The following is a 24,960-nucleotide window of genomic DNA, read 5'->3' on the forward strand; positions in this document are numbered from 1 at the left end:
CGTGAGCCTCACCTCGTCGCCGCGCGGGGTGCCGGCGCACGACGCCACGGCGTCTGCTGCCGGCACCCCCGCGTCGAGGACCATCTCCCCCGGTGCCATCGACTCGGCTGCCCCCGCATCCGTGGACGAGCGCCCGCACCGGGCCGAGGGCATCGAGCTGCTCGGTGAGCTGACGGGCTCGGGCTATCGCACCGCGCCCTCGCTCGTGCGCCGCCGGGGTGGCCAGACCGTCCAGCTGACACCGCTGCTGTACCTGGTGCTCAAGACGATCGACGGTCGGCGCACGTTCGCGCAGGTCGCCGAGGCGGTCAGCACCGAGTACGGCCGTCGGGTCGGTGCCACCGACGTGCGGGGCCTGGTCGTCTCCCAGCTACGGCCGCTCGGCCTCGTTCGGGGCGCCGACGGCTCCGAACCGCCGGCGCACCGGTCGAACCCGTTGCTGGCCCTGCGCCTCCGGTGGGTCGTCTCCGACCCGCGCGTGACGCGACGGCTGACGACGCCCTTCGCGGTGCTGTTCGCACCGGTGGTCGTCGTGCCGGTGGTCCTCGCCTTCGCCGTGATCTCGGCGTGGGTGCTGTTCACCAAGGGGCTTGCCTCGGCCACCCACCAAGCCTTCGACCAGCCCCTGCTGCTCGTGGTCGTCTTCGCGATCACCATCCTGTCCGCCGGCTTCCACGAGTTCGGACACGCCGCCGCCTGCCGGTACGGGGGCGCGACGCCGGGTGCGATGGGCACCGGTCTCTACCTGGTGTGGCCCGCGTTCTACACCGATGTCACCGACAGCTACCGCCTCGGCCGGGCCGGGCGACTGCGGGTCGACCTCGGCGGGCTCTACTTCAACGCCATCGTGAGCGTGGCGATGTTCGTCGTCTGGGCCGGCACGGGGTGGGACGCGATCCTGCTCATCCTTGCGGCACAGCTGCTCCAGATGGTCCGCCAGCTGGCTCCGATGGTGCGTTTCGACGGCTACCACGTCCTGGCAGACCTGACCGGTGTCCCGGACCTCTACGCGCGCATCGGACCGATCCTGCTCAGCCTGTGGCCCGGACGCCGGACCGACCCCCGTGTGGCCGCGCTCAGGCGGGGCCCACGGGTCGTCGTCACCGCCTGGGTGCTGTGCATCGTGCCGCTGCTGGCGTTCACGCTCGTCATGATGGTGCTGGCGCTCCCCCGGGTGCTCGGCACCGCCTGGGCCGCCCTGGGCCGGCAGTCCCACGCGCTTGCCGTCGACTGGGCGGGAGGTGACGCCCTCGGGGTGACCGTCCGGGTCCTGGCCGTCGTGGCCATCGCCCTGCCGGTCCTCGGCTCCCTGCTCCTGCTCGCCCGCCTGGTGCGCACCACGAGTGCCACGGTCTGGCGCCGCACCGCGGGCCACCCCGGGCGTCGCGTCGTCGCGGGTGTCGTCGCAGCGGCCGTGGTCGCCGGCCTCGGGTACGCATGGTGGCCCGACGCCAACCGCTACCGGCCCGTCCAGCCCTTCGAACGAGGCACCCTCACCCAGGCCGTGGCATCTGCGGGGTACGCGATCACGGGCACGCCGAGCCTGCAGGACGGCCAGATCATCGAGTCGCAACCCTCGGTGTGGGCCTCGACCTCCACGCCCCCGACGCGGGAGCACCCCCAGCTGGCCCTCGTCCTCATCCCGAGGCAGGACAACCAGAACGGCCAGACCACCCAGACCACCGCGGGCGCTTCCGCACAGCCGGCCTGGGTCTTCCCGTTCAACCGGCCGGCCGCCCCGGGCCCCGGCGACAACCAGGCACTCGCCGTCAACACCAGGGACGGGTCCACCCTGTACGACGTCGCCTTCGCCCTCGTCTGGGCCGACGGCACCAGCGTCACCAACGCGAACGAGGCCTACGCCTTCGCCAGCTGCACCGGGTGCACCACTGTGGCAGTGGCCTTCCAGGTCGTCCTCATCACCGGCAGCGCCAACATCGCCATCCCCCAGAACGTCGCCGGTGCCGTGAACTACTCCTGCGTCCAGTGCCTGACCTACGCCCTGGCCCAGCAGCTGGTCCTCACCGTGCCGGCCCAGCTCTCCCCTGAGACGCGACAACGCCTCGACGCGCTCTGGACGCAGATCACCGCGTTCGCTGCGACCATCCAGGGCCTGCCCCTCGACCAGGTCAGGGCCCGGCTGCTCGAGTTCCAGAGCCAGATCCAGACGCTCATCGGCACGCAGGGCAGCCCCAGCCAGACGCCCACCACGGCGACCTCGTCCCCGACGTCCAGCACGCCTCCGGCGACGACACCTCTGACCACGCCCGCGTCCCCCTCGGCCACCAGCGCCCCACCGAGCCTCAGCACGACAACGCCCACCTCGGAGCCTGCACCCACCAGCACGGCGCCCGTTCCGACCGCCACGTCCGGCTCGAGCAGCGCGCAGGCCGCCGGGAGCACGACCGCGACGACCAGCACCAGCGTCCCCGCGCCGACAACCAGCACGACGCCGGCCACGGCGACGACCAGCCCCTGACAGGCGATCTCCCCGTTGGCGCCACCGGCGATGGACAGGACCGGCCCATGAGAACACTGCACGTCGGGCTTCAGGTCGCGGACCTGGAGCGTTCGCTCGCGTTCTACACCGCCCTGGGCTACACCGTGCTCGGCACCGTGCCGCAGACGCAGTTCGGCAGCCTGACGATGCTCAAGCTCCCCGGTGACGAGTTCGTGACCCTCGAGCTCGTCCACAGTCCCGACAGGGGCCGGGTCGATCCCCAGGGTCTCCACCACCTCGTCATCCAGGTCGAGTCCATGACCGCGACCGTCGATGGCCTCGCCGCCAGGGGAGTGACCGCCGAACCGCCCAGCTCGCCCGATGGCTCGGAGGTGTTCTGGACGTCCTGGGTCACCGACCCCGACGGCTACCGCATCGAGCTGGTGCAATGGCCCCCCGGTCACGCCGAGGGCATGAGCGAGTCCGACCTCCCGGGCTAGGTGCGGCCGTTCCACACCTGCATCCGCGACGTCCGCAACCGGCGGTGCTAGTCGAGGTTGCGACTGGCCGCCACAGCGAGCTCGTCGACGAGGTCGTTCATCTCGTGGCCGGAGTGACCCTTGACCCACTGGAAGGCCACGTCGCCGCGCTCCCGGACGGCCATCACCAGCGGCTCCCACAGGTCACGGTTGGCGACCGGCTTCTTCTGCGAAGTGGTCCAGTCGCGCGTGAGCCATCCGTCCCACCACGCGTCGCGGAAGCAGTTCACGACATAGGTCGAGTCGCTGACGACGACCAGGGGTCCGCTGAGGGCGGTGACGGCTTCGAGCGCGGCGCGGATCTCCATCCGCTGGTTCGTGCTCGGTCGTTCGGAGCCCGACGCGAAGACGTCACGGTCGATCGCCCAGGCCCACCCGCCCGGCCCGGGGTTTCCCGAGCACGCGCCGTCGGTGTAGACGAACCTCGCTCCCTCAGGAGCAGCCATCGGCGCTTTCGGTGTCCGGGCTCTGCCCGTGGTCGTGCTGCACGCCGCGCCGGACCGCGCCCGCCGCGACGAGGTCACACCCGGGAGAGCGAGCTCGGCCCTGCAGTCTGCGTGCACCCACGCGGCGTTGCGGCCGCCCCCGGAGACGATCTCGTCACCGGGCCGAACCGGTCCCTGGCATGCGGTGCAGTGTCCCGGAAACTTGGCGAGCACCGTTCTCCTCTCAGCCCGGTCGACCTGTGGCCGCACCCGCACGGGGTGCGACACGGTTCGACCACCACGTGCGCGTCCGAGCGCAGTCATCCCGGCGGACACCGAAGACGGGCCCACTCTCGTACGGGCCAGCCTCGCGGCTGCCGTGCGGCGGGCACGAAGCATCTCGTCGTCTAGGCGGGATACAGCTCGCGTGGCGGCGTGTCCTCCGGCGTCTCGAGGCTGATGTTGAGCCTGGCGGCCGAGTCCCGGATTCGCTCGAGCTCGCTGTCCAACAAGGTGATGATGGTCGTCAGGGCGTTGACTCGTTCCTGCTCGGTCTGGGCGGTGCGGACCTTGAGCTGCCACTGGGAGTCGACCGATCGAAGCGTCGACCGCGCCGAGGCGCCGAGCGTGCGCAGCTCGGACGCCCGTCCCTCCCACTTGAAGTACGACTCCATGCCGGTGATCGCCGCGATGACGATGCCGAGCGCACTGAAGACGAGCACGATCACCCGCGAGTCGGTCGCGCCGCCGACGATGCTCTCGCGCGCCGCGACGAGCGCGCCCGCGAGGATGACGACCACCCGCGCGATCTCCGAACGGCGCCGGAGCGAGCGGGAATGCGCCGGGATCCGTTCGACGAGAAGGCCCAGCTCGTCCTGGCGCGTGTTGACCGACCGCTGCAGACTCTCGGTGATGCCGGACATCGAACCCCCAGTCGCTCCGGAGTAGGTCCATAGTGCACCCGGACTCGACGCCCGGAACGCGGATCCACCCCGGTCGGCGCGCCTGTCCGTCGTGAGCCCCACCGGAGGGAGTCGTCTCGGCGGCCCTTCGGGGGAGGTTGAGGCGCCGGGCTTCAGGGCGGCTCAGACGTCCATCTCGTCAACGGGCCGGGACCACGCCTCGAGGAGGGTTGCCGCCGGTGAGCCCGGGTCCACCGCCAGCGCGACGACCTCCCGAGTGCTGCCCTTGAGGCGCATCTCCGCGCCCTCGGCAGCCATGGCCACCCTCAGCGGGTCGAGGCTGGGCCAGTCGAGGTGGGCGAGGGCGTCGCGGCGCAACGTACCGGCATAGATGGGCTCGACATCGCCGGTGCCGCCCGGGCGCACGACGAGCACCCGGACCTCGGTGGCGGCCACGGCCACGGCGAGGGCCTCCTTGGCGGTCGCCAGGACGGTCGAGGCCACGGAGGTCGCGTACAGGGCGTTGCGGTCCGTCTTGGACCGCTTGCGCAGGGTCGGCTTGCCGCCCGGTGTGCGGTCCGCCCGGTGCTCCGGCACGAGGTCGATGCCGCCGTAGGTGACGACGGCGGTGACGTAACGGGCGCCCGTGTCGGGGACGGTGCCGGCGTCGACGCACGTGGAGTCGCTGGCGTTGTCGGCGAACGCGTCATCGACGGCCGAGATCACCGTGAGCGGGTCGTGGTCGCGCAACGCCTCCCGGTCCTGGTCGAGCTGGGACTGGTCCCACTGCACGCTGACCAGCTCGCCGGTGTGCCGTCGCCAGGCCTCGACGGGCGCTTGCTGCCCGGCCCACGTCCTGGCCTGCTTCCGCGGGGCCCGACTCCACACGGGCACACCGGCGGTCGCCGTCCGGTACAGCTCGCGGCGCACCGCATCGACCTCAGGGCGACCGGGTGGTGCTGGGAGCGGCAGGACCTGCCGCTGCGGGTCGGCGAAGGCGGCCACGTGCAGGGTCGTCAGGGACCGCTCGAGGGCGGCGACGTCGGCAACCTGCTGCGCTCGCTCCGCAGCGCGAGCCTGCGCCTGCAGCTGCGCGACGGTGGGCTGCGCGGGCCGGCGTGTGCCGCCGGTCGACCGTGGCGACGATGCGTGGGCTGACGTGCGCCGCTGCCCACCACCGAGGGTGGTGGACAGCGTGACCGGCCCGGCCCCGGTCGAGACGCGGGTGCGGCCGGCGCCGACGTGTACCCGCGCGGCGCGCGGCCCGACGCTGGCGCGTACGCCTCGGCTCGAGGCGCGGACGCGGACGCCCGGGGCGATCTTGAAGGAGACGCCGAACCCCATCTACCGGTCCTTCCCTGCAGCGACCCGTCTCGGGAGGAGCGTGTGGATGTCTGGCACGGCTCTGCTCAGGCCGATCGCCAGCGGGCCCGGATGTCGCCGGCCTTGAACGTGCACCGCATCAGCGTGCCCTTGGTGGTGTAACCCATCGCCCCTGCCGGGGAGCAGAAGGCGCCCGGGTGGACCCCTTGGACCATCGTCGGGCTCGCCGGCTCGGGCGCCGGCTTCGGTGCCGGCTCGGGTGCCGGCTTCGGTGTCGGAGCGGGGACGGGGGCGGCGTAGAGCGGGAACCCGCCCAGCGCGGCCACCGCCACCGACGGAGGCGCCGTGGCGGGGCACGTGCTCAGCACCCGGACCATGGCGGCGCGTTCCGCGGAGGTCACCGCCAGCCGGTACCTGGCCTTGACCGCGACCTGTCGCGCGACGTAGGTGCACCGGTAGGTCGTGGCCGGCGGCAGCCAGGTGGCCGTGTCACCGCTCCCCTTGGACGCGTTGACCGTGGCGGACACCGCCACGAGGTTGAGGGTGTCGTTGGCGAACGACGTCCGTCGGGACTGGGGCCATGCGGCGGCGCCCTTTGCCCAGGCGTCGGCGAGGGCGACCACGTGGTCGATCTGGACCGCCGAGGTGCGGGCCGTCCGGGAGTAGGAGATCGTCGTCGCCGTGTACGGGTCCCTCAGCGTGCCGGTCATGACCGCACAGCCGTTCGTGCCGGCCTTGAGGGTGACGGCGCGCAGGTCGCGGCGCAGGGTGTCGTTGCGCTGGTCGCAGCCATTGCGGTCGGTGTCGGTCCAGGCGGCCCCGAACTCGGCCCGCGAGTAGCCCGTCATCGGGCCGCGGCCCCGCACCGCCAGCGTGGCGACGAGCGCCAATGCCGTCCCCGGTCGTGCCGCGCGGATGGCGGCCAGCACGGGGTCCGCCTCGGTGGTGACCGTGGCGCTCGGCGACGGGGCCGGGCTCGTCGTCGGGGGTTCGGAGGGCGTCGAAGGCGACGGCCCGGGCGTCCGGGTCGGCGACGCCGTGCCGGTGTGTGCAGCCGGTGGTGCCGAGACCGTCGCGGTGGCCGGGGACAGGGCCGAGCCGACGGACACGGCTGCGATGGCGCCGACGAGCGCGGCGACGCCGGAGGCTCTGCCGGGCAGGTGGGCCCAGCGGACGCGTCCGCGGACCAGCGCCACCACGGACACGACGACCGCGAAGAGTCCCGCGAGGAGAAGTGCGCTACCGGGTCCGCCGGCGAGCCCGAGCAGGGCGCTGGCCGCGAGGCCACCCCAGCCCCACCAGGCGACCCCGCGGGCCCCCTCCCCGATCCCGGCCGTACCGGGGGACGGTGGTGCGTCGCTCGACCGCACGGGCGAAACGCCCGGGGCGGCCCGCTCGAGCCACGGTGGACGCAGGGCCTGCGTGGACCCGTACAACGTGTCACCGCCCAGGGCGGCCGGCCCGGAGGCGGCCGCCGGGGAGGTCGGCGACCCTGAGGGCGCCTCGGCGGCGTCCGTCCAGAACTGCCAGCCCTGTGGAGCCGGCGGCCACGACGGGTCGGGCAGCCACCCCTCCGGCGGCACCCAACCGGGGACGGGTGCAGGCCATCCCGGCGGGGGGTTGAACACAACAGCCATGTGCAGTCAGCAGTTCCCTGGATGAGTCGTGGCGGACGGCGCTCGCCGCCGTCGGCACCGTATCCCGCCCGTTCTGCGGCCGTGCCCGATTCGCGAATCTTGCTGGCAGAGCGACTTCTCGGCTGTCAGAGCCCGGTCGCGCTAGCAGCACGTCGTCGCGGTCGGGAGCGCTCCGGCGACAGGCTCGCGGTCACAGCAGGTGGAGGCGTCGGCGTCCTCTCCGGCGAAGGAGGCGGAGTCGGCCAGCACCGTGTAGACCTCCCATCGCTCGCCGTCGGGGGTCCCTTCGACCCAGAACTTGTCCTGCGTGGCGTAGCAGCACGTCGTGCCCCGCTCGTCGAGCGTGGCCAGGCCGTGCGTGGCCAGCCGGGTCTGCTCCGCGTCGACGGCGGCGGCGCTGTCGACCTCGACGCCGAGGTGGTTGAGGCTGCCACCGTGCCCGGGGTTCTCGATGAGCACGAGCTTCAGCGGCGGCTCGGTGATGGCGAAGTTGGCATAGCCGGGACGCGTCTTGGCCGGTTCGGCGCCGAACAGCGCGGAGTAGAACGTGACCGAGGCCTGCAGGTCCTCGACGTTGAGGGCGAGCTGGATGCGACGCATGGGTGGCTCCTCTAGAGATCGATGATTGTCGATGTGTGTACGACGAGGTTGCACCAACGCATCGACGTCTGTCAATATCGACGCGTGTCGAACTCTGTGACGTTGACCCTGACGCCGGCCGAGGCCGTGGCCTGCTGCTCTCCGCTGAGCCGTGAGCCGCTGAGCCAGGACGCCGCCGAGCGGATCGCGCCGATGCTCAAGGCGTTGGCGGACCCGGTCCGCCTGCGGCTGCTGTCGCTGGTGGCATCCCATGAGGGCGGTGAGGCCTGTGTCTGCGACCTCAACGACGCGTTCGAGCTGTCGCAGCCGACGATCAGCCACCACCTCAAGGTGCTGCACGAGGCCGGGCTGCTCGAGCGGGAGAAGCGTGGTGTCTGGGTGTACTACCGGTCCAGCCCGAACGCCATGTCCTCGTTGGCGACGCTCATCTCCGACACCGCGTCGTGAGGCTCCGTGAGAAGGTCGCGGCCGAGTTCGTCGGGAGCGCGTTCCTCGTCGCGGCCGTCGTCGGCTCCGGCATCGCGGCCAGCCGGCTGTCACCACACGACGTGGGGCTGCAGCTGCTGGAGAACGCCGTCGTCACCGGCGCCGTGCTCGTGGCGCTGATCCTGGCCCTGCACCCGGTGTCCGCCTCGTTCAACCCGGTCATCACGGTGCTCGAGCGCGCGCTCGGGACGCTGTCCACCCGCGTCACCGCCGCCCTCGTCGTGGCGCAGCTCGCCGGGGCGGCGACCGGTTCCCTGGTCGCCAACCTCATGTTCGACCTGCCCGCGATCACTGTGTCCCAGCACATCCGCTCCGGCTCCGGAGTCTGGCTCGGCGAGGTCGTCGCGACGCTGGGTCTGGTGGTCGTCGTGTTCGGCACACTGCGTGGCACGTCCCGCAGCCCATTCCCTGGCGCGGACAGCCGCCGCGTCGCCTACGCCGTCGGCGGCTACATCACCGGCGCGTACTGGTTCACCAGCTCGACCTCGTTCGCCAACCCGGCCGTCACCGTGGCCAGGATGCTGTCGGACACCTTCGCCGGCATCGCCCCCGTCAGCGTCCTGGCCTTCGTCGCTGCCCAGCTGGTGGGCGGCGCCGCCGGGCTCGGTCTCGTCGCACTGCTCCACCCCAGCCGGTCCGACGCCCCAGCCTCCCCCGTCCGAAAGGCACGCCCGTGACCGACACCCCCTCGCCCGACAACCGCTCGACCGACCGGCCCACCGTCCTGTTCGTCTGCGTGCACAACGCGGGGCGGTCCCAGATGGCCGCCGGCTACCTGCAGCACCTCGCCGGCGACCGCATCGACGTCCTGTCGGCCGGGTCCCAGCCGGCCGAGCAGGTCAACCGGGTCGCGGTGCAGGCGATGGCCGAAGAGGGCATCGACATCACGGCCGAGACACCGAAGCTGCTCACCGAGTCAGCCGTGCGGGAGGCGGACGTCGTGGTCACCATGGGTTGCGGCGACGCCTGCCCGTTCTACCCCGGGAAGCGCTACGAGGACTGGGTCCTCGACGACCCGGCCGGCCGGGACCTCGAGCACGTCCGACCCATCCGTGACGAGATCCGCCACCGCATCGAGCGGCTGGTCAGCGAGCTGACCAGCCGCTGATCCGCCCACCACGGCGCGGAGCTGGGCCGCCGTCCCCCGGTGCGGACGGCGGCCCCGCCGCCAGGACTGCTGCGTCGCGGACGGCCGGGAGGGTCAGGCCTCGGCGTTGCTCGGACGCGCCCACGGACCGGTGATCGCGAAGACGTACCCGGGCGACTGGATGTTGGCGAAGAGCACCTTGCCGTCGGCGCTGAAGGCCGGGCCGGTGAACTCACTGTCGTTGAGGTCGTTGCGGGCCAACGGGTAGGACTTGCCCTGGTCGGTCACGCCGACGAGGTGCTGGATGCCCTCGCCGTCCTCGGCCATGATGATGCCGCCGTAGGGCGAGAGCGTCATGTTGTCGGGGCCGTCGTAGCTGTCGGTGTCGACGTCCGGGTCGGGGTTGACGGCGAAGATCGTCTTCAGCGTCACGGTCTCGGTCCGGGGGTCGTAGAACCACACCTGCCCGTCGTGCTCATTGGCGCTGCCGTCGCTGCTGCGCGCGAAGCTGGCGACGAAGTAGGCGCCGCCGTCGCCCCACCACGCTCCTTCGAGCTTGCGGCTGCGCGTGATCTCGTCGTCCGCGAACTGCTTGCGCACCGAGGTCGTCCGGGCGTCGCGGTCGGGTACCGGTCCCCACCGGACCGTGTAGCGGGTGCCCGCCTGCGTCGCGAGGGACAGGTCGGGGATGTGCGTGTCGCCGCGGTAGCAGCTCATCGCCTCCAGCGCGCCGGCCCTGTCGCCGCCGTCGGAGAGCGCGAGCTCGCGCAGGGCGTCCTTGCCGCCGGTGAACCCTGCCGGGGGCGTCCACCGGTAGTACAGGCCGTTGGGGCCGCCGGCGTCCTCCGTCTCGTAGATGGTGTGGGTGGTCGGGTCGACGGCGACCGCCTCGTGGGAGAACCGGCCGAGGAACCTCAGCGGCACCGGGCTCTTGCCGAGGTTGGCCTCCTGGCTGCTCGGGTCGACCTCGAAGACGTAGCCGTGGTCCTTGAGGTAGCGGCCGCCCATCCGCTGCTCCGTCTCCTCACAGGTCAGCCAGGTGCCCCACGGCGTCTCGCCCCCCGCGCAGTTGTTGTGGGTGCCGGCGACGCTCGTGTACTCGCGGATGCGGGTACCGTCCGCGTCCACGTCGATGTTCGACGTGCCGCCGCGGGCGCCCTCGTCGTAGGTGAGCCCGGCCAGCGGCGGGACCCCGAAGGGCTCGCTGCCACCGATCTCGTGGTTGTTGACGAGGGTCGACCCGTTGCCGCGGGTGAAGACGCCCGTGCCGTCCGGGTCGCTCGCCGTCGGGACTCCGTCGACGGTCGGCGTCACCCCGCTCTGCGTGACGATCCGGTAGGAGAACCCCGCCGGCAAGGCCAGCAGGCCCTTGGGGTCAGGAACCAGCGGCCCGTACCCGACCGACGACCGCGGGGCGGCCAGGGCGCTACCTCCTCCGGCGAGAACGTCGATGCTGCCGCTGATCGCGATGCCCAGGCCGGTGGCGGCCGTGCCTCTGAGGAAGCCACGGCGGTTGAGGGAGGTGGTCATGAGACGCCTTTCACGCGTTGGATGGTCGGGTCCAAGTCCATGCCTGACGGCTACCGGCCGCACCCAACTCCGGATGTCGGTCCGGTGAACGGTTCGGCCTCGGGGTCGACGCCTCTGGTCTCCCGGTCGGTGAGGGGTGACGATGGGCAGATGGCGGTTAGTGCGCAGGAGCGCGAGCAGGTGCAGCGCCCCAGCTGCTGGTGCTGCGGGAAGCCGTTCGACGAGCAGGACCTGACTCGGCTCGGGTCCCACCCGGAAGTGGGCGTCTGCGCCGGGTGCGCGCGTTGGCTGTCCCGCCGCGCCCGGGCCACGGCCGAAGAGGGGATGCGAACCCCGGGCGCTCTCGCCCGCAGGTCGGTCGCCGCCGCACGGGGCCTGGTCATGCGCGTCGGGCTGCAGCACTGGCCGCTCCTCGGGCCCGTGCTGCGACGTCTGGACCGACACCTTCCCTGAGGGGTCGAGGCGCCCTCACGACCCCGGCGGTCGTTCGGACTCTCCGGAGGGGGTCGGCGGTCCTGACAGCACGATCTGGGTCGCGAGGTGGTGGGCGGACGGCAGGTCGCTGTCCCCGTGGACGAGCACGCGGACGAAGATCAGAACCGCGTTGTGGGGTGAGGCTATTCGCGTCGTCCCGCTCGGGAGCGGGCCCGTCCAGTGTGGCCCGGTGATGAGGTGGTCGCCCGCCCGGTTGCCTGTCGTGCGGGTGCCGACGTAGGCGAAGTTCGTGTTCGTGGACGGGTCGGTGAGCTGGACGCTGTAGTAGCGGTCAGCCGCGTCCGGCACGTGCAGGAGCCGGGGCCCTTCTCGCAGGTCCAGCCAGCCGGCGGCCATGAGCGTGTCCCGGTTCACGCCCGTGGTCGCCAGCGTCGAACCCGTGGTCGTGCCGACCGGGTCGGCGAACGAGGCCTGGGACTGGACGTAGAGCGAGTTCACCGGGATCGGGCCGCCGCCGAACCCGCTGACGAGGATGGCGCGCTTGAACACGGACAACAGCACGCGGGGCCAGAACCAGAGGGCAAGGAACCACGCCGCGACCATGGCTGTGGCGAAGGGCAGGAGGTGCTCGAGCTGCATGGCAGGGCTCACGAGGCCCGGGTCACGGGCGGAACGGCATACCGGCCCTCGAGGACGGCCCGGCCAGGAAGGTAGACGCGGAGCCAGAGGGTGAACCTGCCCGAGGGAGCAGGCAGCCAGTTGGCCTCACGGCCCACCGGCAGGGTGCTCTGGATGTGGATGTCGACCGACCCGTCCGCGTTCGGCGCCAGCCCCGAGCGGTCGCCCACGCTGTACCGGCCGATCGGGTTGGGGACGAAGCGGTTCCGAGAATCGCCCATCGTCAGCGACCAGAACGCGTCGTTGGGTGGGAGCCCGCCCGCCGGGAAGTGCACGACGTAGCTGTGGAGGCCGCTCAGCGGCCGACCCGACTCATCGGCCTGCGTCGTCCAGTACACCGATTCCTCCGGCACGTTGACCGGACCCGGGAACATCCACGTGGCCGCGGCCCGCGACAGGAAGCCGTTCCCGGGGACACCGCATCCGGGCATCGTGACCCAGCCGTTGACCTTGACGGCTTTGACCCTCGCGAAGATCTCGACGGTGACGACGGCCAGCCCGACACCCACCAGCGCGCCCTGCAGGATCTCGGTACGGACCGGCCGTTCCGGGGTCGTCAGCATCCTGACGACGGCGTAGAGACAGACCGCCCCGACGAGGGCCGCCACGGCAGCAGACCGTCGCCGGCTCATGCCGCGGCCCCAGCCTCTTCTCCCCGGTCTGCCGCGATCCGCACGGCTCCACTCTGCCCTCGGCGCGTCGCGGCTTCCAGTGCGAGCTGGAGGAGTTCTCCCGATGTGCCGGGGACGACCGCGTGCGAATCGTGGGAGTGGCGCGAGGCGATCCACGAGGAGGTGCGCCTCCCAGGCAAGCAGCACGGTGCGGCGACCGCAGCCGACCGCTTCGAGCGCGCGCTGGAGCTGTGGGACCTCGATCGCTCGGCCCAGGAACCCACGCCCGCCCTGGGTGACCAGCGGCATGGCGCGGCCGGGTCATGAGGTAGCCCTGGGTCACGGCACCGTCCGTGAGGGTGCCGCACCGCGTGGCAGGAGGCGTAGCGTCCGAGCATGCGCAGCTTCCCGGTGACCGACGTGATCCGCTCCTATGCCGTGGCTCATGGGACCTGGCGTCCCGACCGTGTGGTGCGTGAGCTGCAGGCGCAGACAGCCAAGCTCGGCGACGCGGCAGGCATGCAGATCGGCGACGACCAGGGCCAGCTCCTCACGATGCTCGCCCGGCTGGTCGGGGCGCGTCGGGCGGTCGAGGTGGGGACGTTCACCGGCTACTCGAGCATGTGCATCGCCCGGGGCCTGGCCGAGGGAGGTTCACTGCTGTGTTGCGACGTCAGTCAAGACTGGACCCAGATCGGGCAGCAGGCCTGGGCCGCGGCCGGTCTTGCCGACCGGATCGAGCTGCGGATCGCACCCGCGATCGACACCTTGCGAGCGCTGCCGGCGACGGCGGACATCGACCTGGTCTTCATCGACGCAGACAAGCCCGGGTACGCCGCCTACTGGGAAGAGCTGGTGCCGCGCGTCCGGCCCGGAGGTCTGCTGCTCGCGGACAACGTCCTGTGGAGCGGCCGGATCGCCGATCCGGAGGTGACCGATACGAACACGACCGCGTTGCGCGACTTCAACGACCTCGTGGCCTCCGACGACCGCGTCGAGGCCGTCGTCCTGACCGCCTTCGACGGCCTGACGATCGCCCGTCGGTCGACCGCGCCCTCCGGGGCGTGATGACGCCGGTCGGGAGCGGCCGGCGCCACCGCCGGTGTGCCCGGGTCGACGAGGGGGCCGGGCGATGACCTTCTTCTGGACCGGGGTCGGCGTGCTGCTCGTGGTGGGCATCGGTCTGATCGTGTGGGGGTCCCTTCCCGGGCCGGGGCGGTCCGGCCAGGACGTCTCGGCGCGGCGCACCACCGAGACGCAGGTGGGGGCGTGGCTGGTGGGCGTCTCGCTGTGCGCCCTGGTGGTCGCCTACTTCACGGCCCGTTGGCCCTGAGGCCCGGCCTCCGTCGCCGGGGTCGCGCACCGTGGTGCTGCCACCCGACCGTCGATCACCTCGACACCCGCCTGCCCGTCGGCCGGCCGGCCCGGTGTCTAGACGGCTTTGACACCGGCTCCTTGCTCTCTGCAAGACTTGTCGAATGCAACAGCAAGTCACCGCCGCCACCGTGGCCGCGCTGCAGCAGATCACCCGCGACCTGCTCGGGCTGGCAGTCCGGAGCGTCGACGAGGTCGGGGACGTGTCGCTGCCGCAGATGCGGCTGCTCTTCGCCTTGCGCGACGAGGGAGAGTCGTCGTGCACCCGACTGGCCACCGTGCTCGGGGTCAACGGTTCGTCGATCACGCGCCTGGCCGACCGGCTCGTCGCGTCGCGACACGTCACCCGCACCGGCGACCCGGCGAGCCGCAGCCGGGTGCTGCTCGCCCTGACCGAGCACGGCGACACGGTCATCGACGCGGTGCTCGCGTGGCGTTCTCGTGAGCTGACCCGCGTCCTCCGGGGCCTCGACGCCGAGGCGCTCGGCTCGCTCACCGACAGCCTCAACGCGCTGCACGACGGTCTCCGCCGACGCCACCACGACCTGACCGGCCCGGTGCCGCTGTGACCGGGGCCAAGGTCGAGCTCGGGGACTTCAACGTCCACCCGCGGATGCTGGTCATCGCCGCGTGGGCACTGCCGGTCGGGGCCGGTGGCGCTTTCGCGGCGTACGCCTTGCTCAAGCTCATCGGCCTGACGACGAACGTCGTCTTCTACCAGCGGCTCGACACCTCACTCGTGGCGCCCGGTGCGACGCACCACCCGTGGCCGCTCGTGCTCCTCGCGCCAGTGGTCGGCGGCCTCGTCATCGGCCTCATGGCCCGTTACGGGTCGGAGAAGATCCGCGGGCACGGCATGCCCGAGGCGATCGAAGCGATCCTCATCCGCGGCAGCCGGGTCGAGCCGAAAGTGGCTGTGCTGAAACCGATCTCGGCGGCGGTCAGCATCGGGTCGGGTGGGCCGTTCGGCGCCGAGGGACCGATCATCATGACCGGTGGCGCCATCGGCTCGATCCTCGCGCAGCACCTTCGGCTCACCGCCGACGAGCGCAAGACGCTCCTCGTCGCGGGTGCCGCGGCCGGGATGGCCGCCACCTTCAACGCCCCCCTCGCCGCCGTGCTCCTGGCGGTCGAGCTGCTGCTGTTCGAGTGGCGGCCACGCAGCTTCGTGCCGGTCGTCGCCGCGGTCGCCGTCGCGACGGCTGTACGGGGACCACTCATCGGGACCGGCGCGATCTTCCCGGTACCCACCGGCGGCGTCTCCATCACGTGGACGGCCGAGGCGCTCAGCGCCCTCGTCGGCCTCAGCGGCGCCCTCGTGGCCCTCGGCGCGACGTGGCTCGTCTACTTCGCCGAGGACCTGTTCCGTCGGCTCCCCCTGCACTGGATGTGGTGGCCGGCACTCGGGGGTCTGGTCATCGGCGTCGGCGGGCTCGTCGAGCCGCGAGCACTCGGCGTCGGCTACGACGTCATCGACCAGCTGCTCACCGGACGGGCGACCACCGGGCTCATCGTCGGCATCCTCGTCGTCAAGACCCTCATCTGGTCGCTGTCGCTGGGGTCCGGGACGTCCGGGGGCGTGCTCGCCCCGGTCTTCATGATCGGTGGCGCGCTCGGGGCCGCGGTCGGGCTCGTCCTGCCCGGCGTGTTCCCGGGGTTCTGGGCCATGCTCGGCCTGGCGGCGGTCGTCGGTGGCGTCATGCGCTCGCCACTGACGGGCGTCGTGTTCACCCTCGAGCTGACGCACGCCTGGGATGCGCTGCTGCCCCTGCTCATCGCATCCTCGGCGGCGTACGCGGTCTCCGTCCTCATCCTCCAGCGCTCGGTCCTCACGGAGAAGATCGCCCGCCGAGGACTGCACCTGACGCGCGACTACACCACCGACCCGCTCGAGACGTTCTTCGCCTCCGACGTCATGCGCACCTCGCCCGAGGCGCTGGAAGAGGCGCGCCGGCTCGCGATCGACGGAGGCCACCACGTCGTCGATGCGGGCGACACGCTGCGACACGTCGCCTACGTCTTCGCCGAACACGGCCACGGCGGCGCCGCCGTCCTCGGCGAGGGCGGCGACGTCCTCGGGCTCGTCGACGTGCAGTCCCTGCTCGTGGCACGCCGGCACGACCTGACGGAGGCGACCGAACGCGAGCAGGTCTTCACGAGGCCGCTCGGCCTCGGCCGCCGCTGATGGCAGGGGCCGTGCCGCGCGGGTGCAGTACACGGCTGTCGTGTACGTCGTGCCTCACGGGAGCTGGCCGCTGCTCGGGCACGGGTTGCGAGGCAGCACGGTGCGGAAGTTGTCGACGAACGTGCCTTCGGGGAACCCTGGATCGCCGGGGTAGTAGGTGGCGAGCTCGGGTCCGTACTCGGACGTCGAGGTGCCGCCGAACGTGTTCGTGGTGCCGGGGATGAACGTGCCGCCTTCCTGCCAGGCGCAGGCGCCGTTCGGCCCGGACCGGGTCGAGTAGATGGGGTAGAACTGGGCGCCCGGCGGCGGGTTGACGCAACCGGCGCCGTCCAGGGCACACACGGACAGCGGCTCGATGGCCGGCATGTCCGCTTCGAACGCCATCCGGCTGTAGTTGTGCCCGTCGGTCTGTGGGCTGGTGAGCTGGAAGGAGCCCGAGTGGACCAGCCGGTCCTGCGCGGGGTCGGCCAGCGTGCCGGACCAGTCGCGCTGGTACGACGTGCCGTCGAAGTCACGGTCGGTGGCGATGCAGCCACCGACGGGCGCCAGCAGCGACTCGGTGGCGTTGAAGCAGGCCGTGTCGTCGACGTCCTTCTTCGTCTCCCCGACGCCGGGGTTGACGCAGCTGCCCAGCGTGTTGGCGCGGTCGCAGTACTCGAAGTGGCCGATCTCGTCGGAGAAGGAGACGTTGTAGGTGTGCGCGGTCCAGGGCACCAGCGTCTGCTCGCTGGAGGTGGCGTACATCGGGTGGAAGGCGTACGGCTCCTCCGTGCAGCCGACCGCCGAGGGCTGGAACAGCGGGTGTGCGAAGCCGTTGGCGATGCTGGCCGTCATCGACCCGCTCTGCCCGCTCGTCACGTCGGTGATGGAGTTCACCAGCCCGGCCGCCGAGTCGTGGATCGAGATCTGCAGGGTGTCGCCGGCGTCCATGTACAGCACCTGCGCCGGGTCGGGCGTGAAGGTCGCGAGGGTGGCGTTGAGCGGGTCCGGTGGTGCCTGCGGCGTGCCGCTCCTGGTGATGAACGCGAAGTCCGCCCATTCCTCACCGGCGCGGTCCAGGCAGTCGGCGTTGTTCACCTGGGTCCGGGTTGCGGAGAGACCGAAGACCACCATGGCCGCGCACCACTTCGTCGGGTCGCAGGACACGTTCGGCTCAGGCACCCATCCGGGCGGGTAGAACTGCAGCTCCAGGAAGCCGGTCCCGACGTGGTTGCCCATCCAGTCGGGTGCGGAGTGGTCGCTGCTCGTCTTGATGTTGCTGTCCGAGTCGGGGGTGCAGGCAACGCCCGGGTTGGGGTAGCTCTGGGTCTCGCACAGGTCCATGCCGTACCAGAACGCCACGCTCCGCTGGAAGTTCCACGTGCCGCCGGTGCCGTCCTGCTTCGGCAGTGTGGGCGCCTCACGCGGAAGCCGCAGCTGCCAGGTGGCCGAGTTCCCCGAGCCGGCTCGGGTCGAGTAGAAGAGCAGGGCCGGCTCGTCGTGGCCGACGTAGCCGCCTTCGTAGTCCTGCCGGGAAGCGGGTCGGGACAGAGCGTCGCATGCCTCTCACAGAGTGGATCCAGAGGCCCGCTCGAACTCCCTGACGAGGCCTGTGGGCCGGCGAGCACCGCCGCCGCCACCAGGACCACTGCCGACCACAGCGCACGGGTTCGCTTCATGACTCCTCCAGCCGACGCCACCTGAACCTGGGCCGATCGGCGCTCGACCACGATGCACCCGCTTCGTCACGTCCAGTGTGCTCCGTCCGTCGAGGGCTGTTCCGGTTTTGGGGAACTCAGCGCACACGGCGCGGACGGCGCCGCGATGACACGTGCAGGCTGCTGTCACGGATGGCTTGCCGCCTCTGGGCCCGTGCGAAGGTTGGAGTCGTGAGTGACGAGCTGCCTGCCCTGACGGTCGCGGACGGCGCCGCATGGCGCGCCTGGCTCGACGAACACCACGGTGATGACCGCGGGGTGTGGCTGACCCTGGCGAAGAAGGGCGCGGCCGCGCCCACCAGCCTCACCTACGACGAGGCGCTCGACGAGGCGCTCTGTCACGGATGGATCGACGGGCAGATCCGTGGCGGCGACCAGTACAGCTACCGGCAGCGCTTCACGCCCCGCACCCGGCGCAGCGGGTGGTCACAGCGCAATGTCGCCATCGTGGAGCGCCTCATGGCGGAAGGGCGGATGCACGCGTCCGGACTCGCCGCGGTGGAGCGCGCCAAGGCGGACGGCCGTTGGCACGCCGCGTACGCCGGACCGGCGAGCATCGAGGTGCCGACCGACCTCGCGGAAGCCCTCGACTCCGATCCCTCCGCGCGGGCGATGTTCGAGAAGCTCAACAGCCGAAACCGCTACGCGATCCTCTACCGGGTCGAGACGGCGAAGCGGGCCGAGACCCGAAGGCGACGCATCGAGCAGTTCGTGGCCATGCTCGCCCGGGGAGAGACGATCCACCCCAACAGCGCGAGGGACGAACGCGGTCCCCGCGACGCCTAGGCAGGAGAGACCGCGGCAAGGCTCGTGCGACCTGCGGCTGGTGCGGTGCGGTGGTTGGTCCGAGCTGGGCCGTGGCCGCGCCGGTTCCGGCAGCCGCGTCGGGTGCGGATGGCTATCGTCTCGACCATGACAGGTCCCATGACGATGAATCGTGTCATCCACGCGGCGGTGCGTCGCGACCTCGCTCGCCTCGAGTCCGCCCTCGCCACCGCCCCCGACGGTGACCGGGCCCGCGCCCAGCAGCTGCAGGTGGCCTACGCGCACCTGCACGACCAGCTCAAGCACCACCACGAGGGCGAGGACACCCACGTCTTTCCGTTCCTGGCCAAGGTGCAAGGGGCCACGGAGCTGGTCGAGGTCATGGAGACGGAGCATCAGGCCATGGCGGACGCACTCGCCGGTGCCCGCACTGCCATGGACACCTACGCCTCGAGCGGGTCCGCCGGCGACGCCCATGCCGCCAGGGACGCCGTGCTGAAGGCGAACGACGTCGTCGAGCGACACCTGCATCACGAGGAGAACGACCTCGAGCCGCTCCTGCTGCCGCACCTCGGGACGCCCGAGTGGAAGGTCGTCGAGAAGCAGCTGCGACCCGCATCCCTCGCCGTCTCGGGCCGGTTCATGGCGTGGATCCAGGACGGGATGCCCGAGGCGGAGCGCACCTACCTCCGCTCGGCCATTCCGGCCCCGGTGACCTTTCTGCTCAGCAGACTCGCCGGCAGGTCCTACCACCGGGACATCGCGCCCGCCTGGGCGCCCACCACGTAGGCGTTCCGGTCCGAGACCGGGTCGCAGGCCTGTCAGGTCAGGCGGGAACCGGCGGACATCGTCGTGCTCCTCGGCTGCGGCGTCGACAGGTTGGCCCTACGTGTTCACCCTGCCTGCGAGAGCGTCGAGTCCCGGTCCGTGCAGGTCTTGCAGGGCTTGGGGACGCCCCGCGAGCGCAACGAGGAGCGCCTCGGCCGGGCCGTGGACCTCCGGCCCGGTCCCATGGGCCCACGGCAGGTCGGTGGCGACCACGCGCAGCCCGCGGATGTTGGCCGGTGCTGGTAGGGCACGGGCGCGGGGTGCGAAGCTCAGCGCTGCGACCAGTCGCTCTCGAGGGACGTCGCGAGGGTGAGCCAGTGCCCGTCGGATGTCCTGCTGGTGGATCAGGGCATCGGTCAGCGCGACGGCGCACCCGAATGCGGTGGTGATCCCCCGCGGAACGACGTGTGCGCGAAGCCGCGCCACGAGCTCCTCGGTGCCGAGCCGTCGGCTCTCTTCGACGCCACGCTGGTTGGCGAGCCTGAGGGAGAAGCCCGAGCGGGCCGTCAGCGCCAGCAACCGTGGCCAGCTCAGCACGTCGTAGCTCACGATGTGGCCGACGACGTCGCGCACCGACCAGCCGGGACACAAGGATGGCTGGTCCCATTCCGCTGCCGTCAGCGTGTCGAGGTAGTCGGCCAGGTCTCGTCGCTCGGCGGCCGCCAGGTCGCTGAGGTCTGCCATGGTTCATCGGCTCCCGTCTCGATGTCCTGACCGACTCCAGCACAAGGTCCTGCAACACGTCCAGGCCCGCACGGAGTACGGGCGACGAGTGACGCGTGAGGAAACGGCGCCGCAGAGCCACCGCGGGCCGGCCACTGTGCCCCACACTCTCCTCCATGGGCGATCCACGAACCGAGAAGGCCGAGCGACCGGGACGCGAGGGCCCGACGGCCACCGTCACGCCGGTGCTCGTCGCGGAGCTGCTCGCCGAGGGCGAAAGGATGCCGGTCTACGTGCACGTCATCGACCATCCCGACGCGCGCGTGCTGGTCGACACCGGCATGACGCAGCTGCACCCGGCGGTCGACGACATGGATCCTCGCCTGACCCCACTGAGCGAGCAGGCCGGCTTCGACCTGGCCGGCATCGACGTCGTCGTCAACACGCACCTGCACTTCGACCACTGCGGCGGCAACCACCTCTTCCCGGGCAAGCCGGTCTACGTCCAACGCGCGGAGCTGGAGGACGCGCGGAGCCAGGACGACTACACGATCCGCGAGTGGGTCGAGGCGCCCGGGGTGCAGTACGTGCCCGTCGACGGCACCCTCGAGCTGCTGCCGGGGATCCGGCTCGTTCCGACGCCCGGCCACACGCGAGGCTCGCAGGTCGTCGTCGTCGAGACGGGCGACCGCTCCATCGTCATCGCGGGTGACACGGCGGTCTTCTTCGACGAGCTCGACCACCCGCGCACCGACGGCCAGCGACTGGTCCGGGCACTCGCCCCCGAAGAGGTCTGGCTCTCGCACCAGCACGAGCCATGGCGTCCGTCGGCCCCCCACGACGCGTGACCGGAAGTCCCTGAAGGACCGCGCGCACAGGTCCGGTGACACCCGGGCGAAGGCGGCGCATCGGCCGTCACGATCCGGTTGCCTCGTGGCAAGATCGCACGGGTGCTGCGACTCACCGACTTCATCATCGACTGCCCGGACACGATGCAGCTGGCGGCGTTCTACTCCGAGGTGACGGGCCGGCCGGTCAACGGCGGCAGCGACGGCAGCTGGGCCGGTATCCGGTTCGGCGAGATCGACCTGGCCTTCATCCGGGTGGAGGACTACCGCGCCCCGACGTGGCCCGACGCCGAGCACCCCAAGCAGTTCCATCTCGACTTCGAGGTCGACGACATCGAGGCGGAACAGAGCCGGGTCCTGGCCCTCGGCGCGATCCTGAAGCAGGACTTCATCGGCGCCGACGGCCACGGCTGGCGCGTCTACACCGATCCCGTCGGCCACCCGTTCTGCCTCTGCCACAACAAGGGCGTCACCTGGACCGAGCAGGGCCCCGTCTGGCCGACGAGCGGGTAGGACGAGTGCACCTGAGATGACTGGTCAGCTCGGACCGAGCCGCGCCTCGTCCCGCGTCGGCTCGAACAGCTCGACCAGGTTGCCCGCCGGATCCTCAGCGAGGATCTGCCGCCCGCCGATGCCCTCGACGATCTCGTTGCGGAACCTCACGCCCTCGCCGCGCAGTCGCTCGACGAGCGTGGAGAGGTCGTCGACCTGCAGCGAGAAGCGGTTCCAGCCACCGGGGGTCGGGACGGTCCCGTCGGGCATCGCCTGACCGCCGCCCGGACCGCCCCCGGCGGCACTGAGCGCCAGGCGCAGCGCGCCGTTCTCGAGCATCGCGAACGTCGGCGCGGGGTGCATCACCTCGGTGAACCCGAGCCGGTCGCGGTAGAACGCGATCGCGGCATCGATGTCGTCGACGATGTACCGCACGCTCACACTGGCCACCGGTTCACGGTACGACGCCGCGGCGAAGGCGGCGAGCCTGTCGCGGTTCCGGCGTGCGGACTTCGTCCGTCCTCTCGCGCCTGGGCCTCTACCGGCCAGGCCCGCGGTCGCCGGAGTCGTCGACGGTGAGCACGATGAGCGGACTGTGTCGAAGCATCTCCGGGACGTCCGTGCGACGCCAGCGCCTGGCGGCCGCCTCGATGTACGGACGGCGCTCGTCAGGGTCGGTCACGACTCGCGCGGTCGCGGGCACGTCGGCGACCACTGACTGCTTCAGGTGGATCACGACGTGCGGATCGGCGTCGATGTTGTAGATCCAGTCCCGCGTGCGATCGGCCCGCGGCAGGCCCGTGATGAACAGCTGGTCGTCGTCGTGGTGCAGGAAGATCTCGATGCGCCGAGGTCGACCGGTTCGCCGGCCGGTCGTCGTGAGTTCGATGAGCTGGCTGTGGTTCAACGCGGCCCGGGTGGCTTCGCTCCCGGAGACGGCATCGTCCATGGCGCGCTCCTCTCGACTGGAACCGACCCAGGAACTCTACGGCGAGCGGCCGCGGTGGCGTGCCGCGCCGGAACCACCGGGCCGGCTGCCGCCTCTCCTTCGGCACGGGAGGGGGTAAATGCGGTGACACCTGCCGTCCGGGTCTGCAGAATCCTCGGGTGGTTCTCGACGCCGTCCTCCGTCACGCCCGCCCGCCGTCGCCGCTGGCGGGACGGCTGTCCGTCCAGTCGCTGCTCTTTGCCCTCGGCGAGGGCACCTTCATGACCGGTTCGGCGGTGTTCTTCACGCAGATCGTCGGGCTCTCGGCCGCTCAGGTCGGTCTCGGCCTCACCATCGCGGGCGTCGCGGCGTTCCTCGCTGCCCTGCCGATGGGCAAGCTCGTCGACCGCTTCGGGCCCAAGAGGATGTGGGCCGTCAGTGCAGCGGGGCAGGCGGTGATGTTCGCCTTCTGGCCGCTCATCAACGGCTTCGAGGGCTACGTCGTGATGGCCGTCGGCATGGAGGTCATCGGCGCGCTCGGCGGCGCGGCGTACGGCGCGTACACGATCGACGTCCTCCCGCCGGACGAGCGGGTGCGGTCGCGCGCGTACATGTACTCCGCGCTCAACGTCGGCTTCACGGTCGGCTCGATGCTCGGCGGCGTCGCCCTCGCGTTCCACTCCAACGACGTCCTGCACGCCCTGCCGTGGTTCACGTCGGTGGCCTTCCTCGTCAACGCCGCCGCGATCATCCGCCTCCCCAAGGCGGCCCATGACGAACGCAGCGCCGAGGACCGAAAGGTGAAGGTCTCCGGACCCGGCCCGCTGCGCAACCCGGGGTGGCTCCTCACGACGTTCTTCGGCGGCGTGTTCTGGACCAACCAGGTGCTGCTCAACGTCGTCATCCCGCTGTGGCTCGTCGAGAAGACGGACGCGCCGCGGGTGCTGCTGGCGTTCCTCTTCGGCACCAACACCGTCATGTGCATCTTCCTGCCGATGGTGACCTCCCGCGGGGTCAGGGACATCCCGACGGCGCTCAAGGCCATTCGGCTCTCGGCCGGCTTCTTCGTCGTGTCCTGCCTCATCACGTTGGCGACGCACGACACCGTCGGCTGGGTGACCATCGCGCTGGTCTGGCTCGGGCACGTCACGGTGACCGGCGCCGAGCTGTACCTGTCTGCGGCGAGCTGGTCGTTCGAGGCCGAGCTGATGGACCCACGCCAACGCGGCGCCTACCAGGGCGCCGCCGAGCTCAGCGGGACCCTCGGCCGGGTCTGGGCTCCCGCGCTCTACACGTTCCTCGCGATGAACTGGGGTGCCGGAGGCTGGCTGCTCATCGCCGGGATCATCGTCGTCGCCGCGATCGGCATCCATCCCTCGACGCGGCTGGCCCGCCGGTTCCTGGAGCGGCACGTGCCGGCCGAGGCGCTCGCCGAGGCACGCGCGTCCGCGCCCGAACCGGAGGAAGGCCTCGCCGTCGGCGCGCCGACCCTCAGCACCACCGACGAGCGAGTGTCAGCCCCCGATCCGACTCGCTGACACCGGCCGGAGGCGTCTCACGCTCGCAGGGTGTCGGGGTCGTCCTCGATCGGTGGCCGGCTCCAGCGCGACCGCGTCTAGGCTGGAACGGTGGGCAACGGCGGCGACCGGCCGCCCAAGCGGCCCGCGACGTCGCGGCGGCGCGGACTCCTCGGTGCGTCCGTGAGGGACAGGCGTTCGGGCACAGCCGGCGTGGCCAGGTGGGCCGGGCTGGCCGTGGCCACAGTGACCCTGGCGGCCTGCACCACGGCGATGCCTCCGGGAAGCATCGGCACTCGTCTGCCCGCCAGCCCCGCGCCCGTCATGACCACGATCGACCGGGTGGCGCCCCTGCCGGAGGCGGCCGAGTGCGCGAACGAGGACCTCGACGGCCACCGCAGCGCCCTGCCCGGACCGCAGCTGTTCCCTGAGGCGTTCCCGGGCGAGGTCGGCGTGCGGCTCGTCCTGCCGGGGCGTGACGAGTCGGACGTCATCCACTGCCACGGCACGCTCGTGAAGCGGTTCAGCTGCCGGGACCCGACGACGTGGGCCATGCCCGACCCGGCAGAGTTCCTCGTGACGTTCGGCGCGGCCCGGGTCAGGGTCGTCGAGGGCGCGTCCGCGGCTCGGACGCAGTCGACGGAGGACGGGCGCAGCCCCGGGCCGTCGAAACGCTCGTTCACCTACGCCGAGTACACCCTGGCGTCCGGTGATCCGCGGGGCGCGGTCGCCTTCGAGCGGCACGCCTTCGCAACGTGTGCTCTGGCGTCCGTGAGGACGGTCGACGGGGTGGGGCTGGGCACCGCCAGCGTGGGTACGGAGACCGGCCTCGTCGACGTCGCGTTCCTCGTCAGGGGCGACCGGCTGGCACAGGTGACGCTGTACGGGAGTCGGTGGACTCCTGACGAACGGGACCACGCCTGGCACGTCGTCGTGCAGCACCTCCGGCAGGAACGGTGACGCACCCGCT

29 protein-coding genes are annotated in these 24,960 nt (G+C 71.5%); 17 read left to right on the plus strand and 12 right to left on the minus strand.

The window, feature by feature from the left end; translation table 11 throughout:
• Nucleotide 1 precedes the first annotated feature (1 nt).
• Together AC1VM9_RS08460 and AC1VM9_RS08465 are read left to right on the plus strand one after the other, a co-directional pair.
• Nucleotides 2-2,479 (plus strand): zinc metalloprotease, encoded by a 2,478-nt coding sequence (locus tag AC1VM9_RS08460; protein WP_481347443.1) that lies wholly within the window; start codon nucleotides 2-4, stop codon nucleotides 2,477-2,479.
• 47 nt (nucleotides 2,480-2,526) lie between these two features.
• On the plus strand, nucleotides 2,527-2,940 hold the full coding sequence (locus tag AC1VM9_RS08465; protein ID WP_481347444.1) for a VOC family protein: 414 nt from the start codon (nucleotides 2,527-2,529) through the stop codon (nucleotides 2,938-2,940).
• A gap of 47 nt (nucleotides 2,941-2,987) precedes the next feature.
• Here AC1VM9_RS08465 and AC1VM9_RS08470 read toward each other — a convergent pair whose 3' ends face one another.
• The 5 genes from AC1VM9_RS08470 to AC1VM9_RS08490 all read right to left on the minus strand — a co-directional run bounded on the left by AC1VM9_RS08470 (nucleotide 2,988) and on the right by AC1VM9_RS08490 (nucleotide 7,866).
• Nucleotides 2,988-3,425, minus strand: coding sequence for a ribonuclease H family protein (locus tag AC1VM9_RS08470; protein WP_481340931.1), 438 nt, complete (start codon nucleotides 3,423-3,425; stop codon nucleotides 2,988-2,990).
• A 386-nt stretch (nucleotides 3,426-3,811) separates the two neighbouring features.
• Nucleotides 3,812-4,327 (minus strand): hypothetical protein, encoded by a 516-nt coding sequence (locus AC1VM9_RS08475; protein WP_481340930.1) that lies wholly within the window; start codon nucleotides 4,325-4,327, stop codon nucleotides 3,812-3,814.
• 162 nt (nucleotides 4,328-4,489) lie between these two features.
• Entirely contained in the window at nucleotides 4,490-5,650 is a 1,161-nt protein-coding gene (locus tag AC1VM9_RS08480) for a DUF4236 domain-containing protein (RefSeq protein ID WP_481347357.1), read from the minus strand.
• 65 nt (nucleotides 5,651-5,715) lie between these two features.
• Nucleotides 5,716-6,999, minus strand: coding sequence for an HNH endonuclease family protein (locus tag AC1VM9_RS08485; RefSeq protein WP_483122309.1), 1,284 nt, complete (start codon nucleotides 6,997-6,999; stop codon nucleotides 5,716-5,718).
• A gap of 408 nt (nucleotides 7,000-7,407) precedes the next feature.
• The gene (locus tag AC1VM9_RS08490; RefSeq protein WP_481347359.1) at nucleotides 7,408-7,866 is read right to left on the minus strand and encodes an ArsI/CadI family heavy metal resistance metalloenzyme; all 459 of its coding nucleotides are present in this window, start codon (nucleotides 7,864-7,866) and stop codon (nucleotides 7,408-7,410) included.
• A gap of 96 nt (nucleotides 7,867-7,962) precedes the next feature.
• Here AC1VM9_RS08490 and AC1VM9_RS08495 point away from each other — a divergent pair, with 96 nt between their 5' ends.
• From AC1VM9_RS08495 to AC1VM9_RS08505, 3 genes are read left to right on the plus strand one after another with little or no spacing between them, the layout of a single operon-like run.
• Nucleotides 7,963-8,313, plus strand: a complete 351-nt coding sequence (locus AC1VM9_RS08495) for a metalloregulator ArsR/SmtB family transcription factor (protein ID WP_481340938.1) — start codon at nucleotides 7,963-7,965, stop codon at nucleotides 8,311-8,313.
• On the plus strand, nucleotides 8,310-9,029 hold the full coding sequence (locus tag AC1VM9_RS08500; RefSeq protein WP_481347360.1) for an aquaporin: 720 nt from the start codon (nucleotides 8,310-8,312) through the stop codon (nucleotides 9,027-9,029). Before AC1VM9_RS08495 ends, AC1VM9_RS08500 begins: the two co-directional genes overlap by 4 nt.
• Nucleotides 9,026-9,460 carry an arsenate reductase ArsC gene (locus AC1VM9_RS08505; protein ID WP_483122311.1) on the plus strand — a complete coding sequence of 145 codons (435 nt, stop codon included), beginning with the start codon at nucleotides 9,026-9,028 and terminating at the stop codon, nucleotides 9,458-9,460. Before AC1VM9_RS08500 ends, AC1VM9_RS08505 begins: the two co-directional genes overlap by 4 nt.
• A 93-nt stretch (nucleotides 9,461-9,553) precedes the next feature.
• On the opposite strand, the gene AC1VM9_RS08510 is transcribed toward AC1VM9_RS08505, so the two are convergent.
• Nucleotides 9,554-10,969 (minus strand): alkaline phosphatase PhoX, encoded by a 1,416-nt coding sequence (locus AC1VM9_RS08510; protein ID WP_481344640.1) that lies wholly within the window; start codon nucleotides 10,967-10,969, stop codon nucleotides 9,554-9,556.
• Nucleotides 10,970-11,119: 150 nt separating this feature from the next.
• Here AC1VM9_RS08510 and AC1VM9_RS08515 point away from each other — a divergent pair, with 150 nt between their 5' ends.
• Nucleotides 11,120-11,422, plus strand: coding sequence for a hypothetical protein (locus tag AC1VM9_RS08515; protein ID WP_481344639.1), 303 nt, complete (start codon nucleotides 11,120-11,122; stop codon nucleotides 11,420-11,422).
• Nucleotides 11,423-11,437: 15 nt separating this feature from the next.
• Here AC1VM9_RS08515 and AC1VM9_RS08520 read toward each other — a convergent pair whose 3' ends face one another.
• Both AC1VM9_RS08520 and AC1VM9_RS08525 read right to left on the minus strand, forming a co-directional pair.
• A complete protein-coding gene (locus AC1VM9_RS08520; protein WP_481344638.1) occupies nucleotides 11,438-12,055 on the minus strand; it encodes a DUF1254 domain-containing protein in 618 nt (205 codons plus the stop codon).
• Nucleotides 12,052-12,714: a DUF1214 domain-containing protein gene (locus AC1VM9_RS08525; protein WP_481344637.1), complete on the minus strand. Its 663-nt coding sequence runs from the start codon at nucleotides 12,712-12,714 to the stop codon at nucleotides 12,052-12,054. Before AC1VM9_RS08525 ends, AC1VM9_RS08520 begins: the two co-directional genes overlap by 4 nt.
• Before the next feature lie 105 nt (nucleotides 12,715-12,819).
• Here AC1VM9_RS08525 and AC1VM9_RS08530 point away from each other — a divergent pair, with 105 nt between their 5' ends.
• The 5 genes from AC1VM9_RS08530 (at nucleotide 12,820) to AC1VM9_RS08550 (ending at nucleotide 16,252) form a co-directional block, all read left to right on the plus strand.
• Complete coding sequence (locus AC1VM9_RS08530; RefSeq protein ID WP_481344636.1) at nucleotides 12,820-13,020, plus strand: hypothetical protein; 201 nt, start codon at nucleotides 12,820-12,822, stop codon at nucleotides 13,018-13,020.
• 69 nt (nucleotides 13,021-13,089) lie between these two features.
• The gene (locus AC1VM9_RS08535; protein WP_481344635.1) at nucleotides 13,090-13,761 is read left to right on the plus strand and encodes an O-methyltransferase; all 672 of its coding nucleotides are present in this window, start codon (nucleotides 13,090-13,092) and stop codon (nucleotides 13,759-13,761) included.
• 64 nt (nucleotides 13,762-13,825) lie between these two features.
• On the plus strand, nucleotides 13,826-14,026 hold the full coding sequence (locus tag AC1VM9_RS08540; protein WP_481340920.1) for a hypothetical protein: 201 nt from the start codon (nucleotides 13,826-13,828) through the stop codon (nucleotides 14,024-14,026).
• Nucleotides 14,027-14,171: 145 nt separating this feature from the next.
• Complete coding sequence (locus AC1VM9_RS08545) at nucleotides 14,172-14,636, plus strand: MarR family winged helix-turn-helix transcriptional regulator (protein ID WP_481344634.1); 465 nt, start codon at nucleotides 14,172-14,174, stop codon at nucleotides 14,634-14,636.
• Entirely contained in the window at nucleotides 14,633-16,252 is a 1,620-nt protein-coding gene (locus AC1VM9_RS08550) for a chloride channel protein (RefSeq protein WP_481344633.1), read from the plus strand. The genes AC1VM9_RS08545 and AC1VM9_RS08550 overlap by 4 nt, the downstream gene beginning before the upstream one ends.
• Nucleotides 16,253-16,306: 54 nt before the next feature.
• Here the strand turns inward: AC1VM9_RS08550 and AC1VM9_RS08555 are convergent, their stop codons facing one another.
• Nucleotides 16,307-17,593: a hypothetical protein gene (locus tag AC1VM9_RS08555; protein ID WP_483122312.1), complete on the minus strand. Its 1,287-nt coding sequence runs from the start codon at nucleotides 17,591-17,593 to the stop codon at nucleotides 16,307-16,309.
• Nucleotides 17,594-18,120: 527 nt separating this feature from the next.
• Between AC1VM9_RS08555 and AC1VM9_RS08560 the strand changes: the two genes are divergently transcribed.
• Together AC1VM9_RS08560 and AC1VM9_RS08565 are read left to right on the plus strand one after the other, a co-directional pair.
• A complete protein-coding gene (locus AC1VM9_RS08560) occupies nucleotides 18,121-18,735 on the plus strand; it encodes a YdeI/OmpD-associated family protein (RefSeq protein ID WP_481344631.1) in 615 nt (204 codons plus the stop codon).
• Between the two features lie 126 nt (nucleotides 18,736-18,861).
• Nucleotides 18,862-19,503 carry a hemerythrin domain-containing protein gene (locus AC1VM9_RS08565; RefSeq protein ID WP_481344630.1) on the plus strand — a complete coding sequence of 214 codons (642 nt, stop codon included), beginning with the start codon at nucleotides 18,862-18,864 and terminating at the stop codon, nucleotides 19,501-19,503.
• Nucleotides 19,504-19,599: 96 nt separating this feature from the next.
• Here AC1VM9_RS08565 and AC1VM9_RS08570 read toward each other — a convergent pair whose 3' ends face one another.
• Entirely contained in the window at nucleotides 19,600-20,226 is a 627-nt protein-coding gene (locus tag AC1VM9_RS08570; RefSeq protein ID WP_481344629.1) for a maleylpyruvate isomerase family mycothiol-dependent enzyme, read from the minus strand.
• A 155-nt stretch (nucleotides 20,227-20,381) separates the two neighbouring features.
• Here AC1VM9_RS08570 and AC1VM9_RS08575 point away from each other — a divergent pair, with 155 nt between their 5' ends.
• A complete protein-coding gene (locus AC1VM9_RS08575) occupies nucleotides 20,382-21,053 on the plus strand; it encodes an N-acyl homoserine lactonase family protein (RefSeq protein ID WP_481344628.1) in 672 nt (223 codons plus the stop codon).
• A gap of 102 nt (nucleotides 21,054-21,155) precedes the next feature.
• Complete coding sequence (locus AC1VM9_RS08580) at nucleotides 21,156-21,566, plus strand: VOC family protein (protein ID WP_483122313.1); 411 nt, start codon at nucleotides 21,156-21,158, stop codon at nucleotides 21,564-21,566.
• Between the two features lie 24 nt (nucleotides 21,567-21,590).
• Here the strand turns inward: AC1VM9_RS08580 and AC1VM9_RS08585 are convergent, their stop codons facing one another.
• Together AC1VM9_RS08585 and AC1VM9_RS08590 are read right to left on the minus strand one after the other, a co-directional pair.
• Nucleotides 21,591-21,995, minus strand: a complete 405-nt coding sequence (locus AC1VM9_RS08585; protein ID WP_483122314.1) for a VOC family protein — start codon at nucleotides 21,993-21,995, stop codon at nucleotides 21,591-21,593.
• An 88-nt stretch (nucleotides 21,996-22,083) separates the two neighbouring features.
• Complete coding sequence (locus AC1VM9_RS08590) at nucleotides 22,084-22,494, minus strand: nitroreductase family deazaflavin-dependent oxidoreductase (protein ID WP_483122316.1); 411 nt, start codon at nucleotides 22,492-22,494, stop codon at nucleotides 22,084-22,086.
• A 158-nt stretch (nucleotides 22,495-22,652) separates the two neighbouring features.
• Here AC1VM9_RS08590 and AC1VM9_RS08595 point away from each other — a divergent pair, with 158 nt between their 5' ends.
• Both AC1VM9_RS08595 and AC1VM9_RS08600 read left to right on the plus strand, forming a co-directional pair.
• The gene (locus AC1VM9_RS08595; protein ID WP_483122317.1) at nucleotides 22,653-24,011 is read left to right on the plus strand and encodes an MFS transporter; all 1,359 of its coding nucleotides are present in this window, start codon (nucleotides 22,653-22,655) and stop codon (nucleotides 24,009-24,011) included.
• A gap of 303 nt (nucleotides 24,012-24,314) precedes the next feature.
• Nucleotides 24,315-24,950, plus strand: a complete 636-nt coding sequence (locus AC1VM9_RS08600) for a hypothetical protein (protein WP_483122318.1) — start codon at nucleotides 24,315-24,317, stop codon at nucleotides 24,948-24,950.
• Nucleotides 24,951-24,960: the final 10 nt, after the last annotated feature.

This window comes from Monashia sp. HAY1-11D, assembly GCF_056868035.1.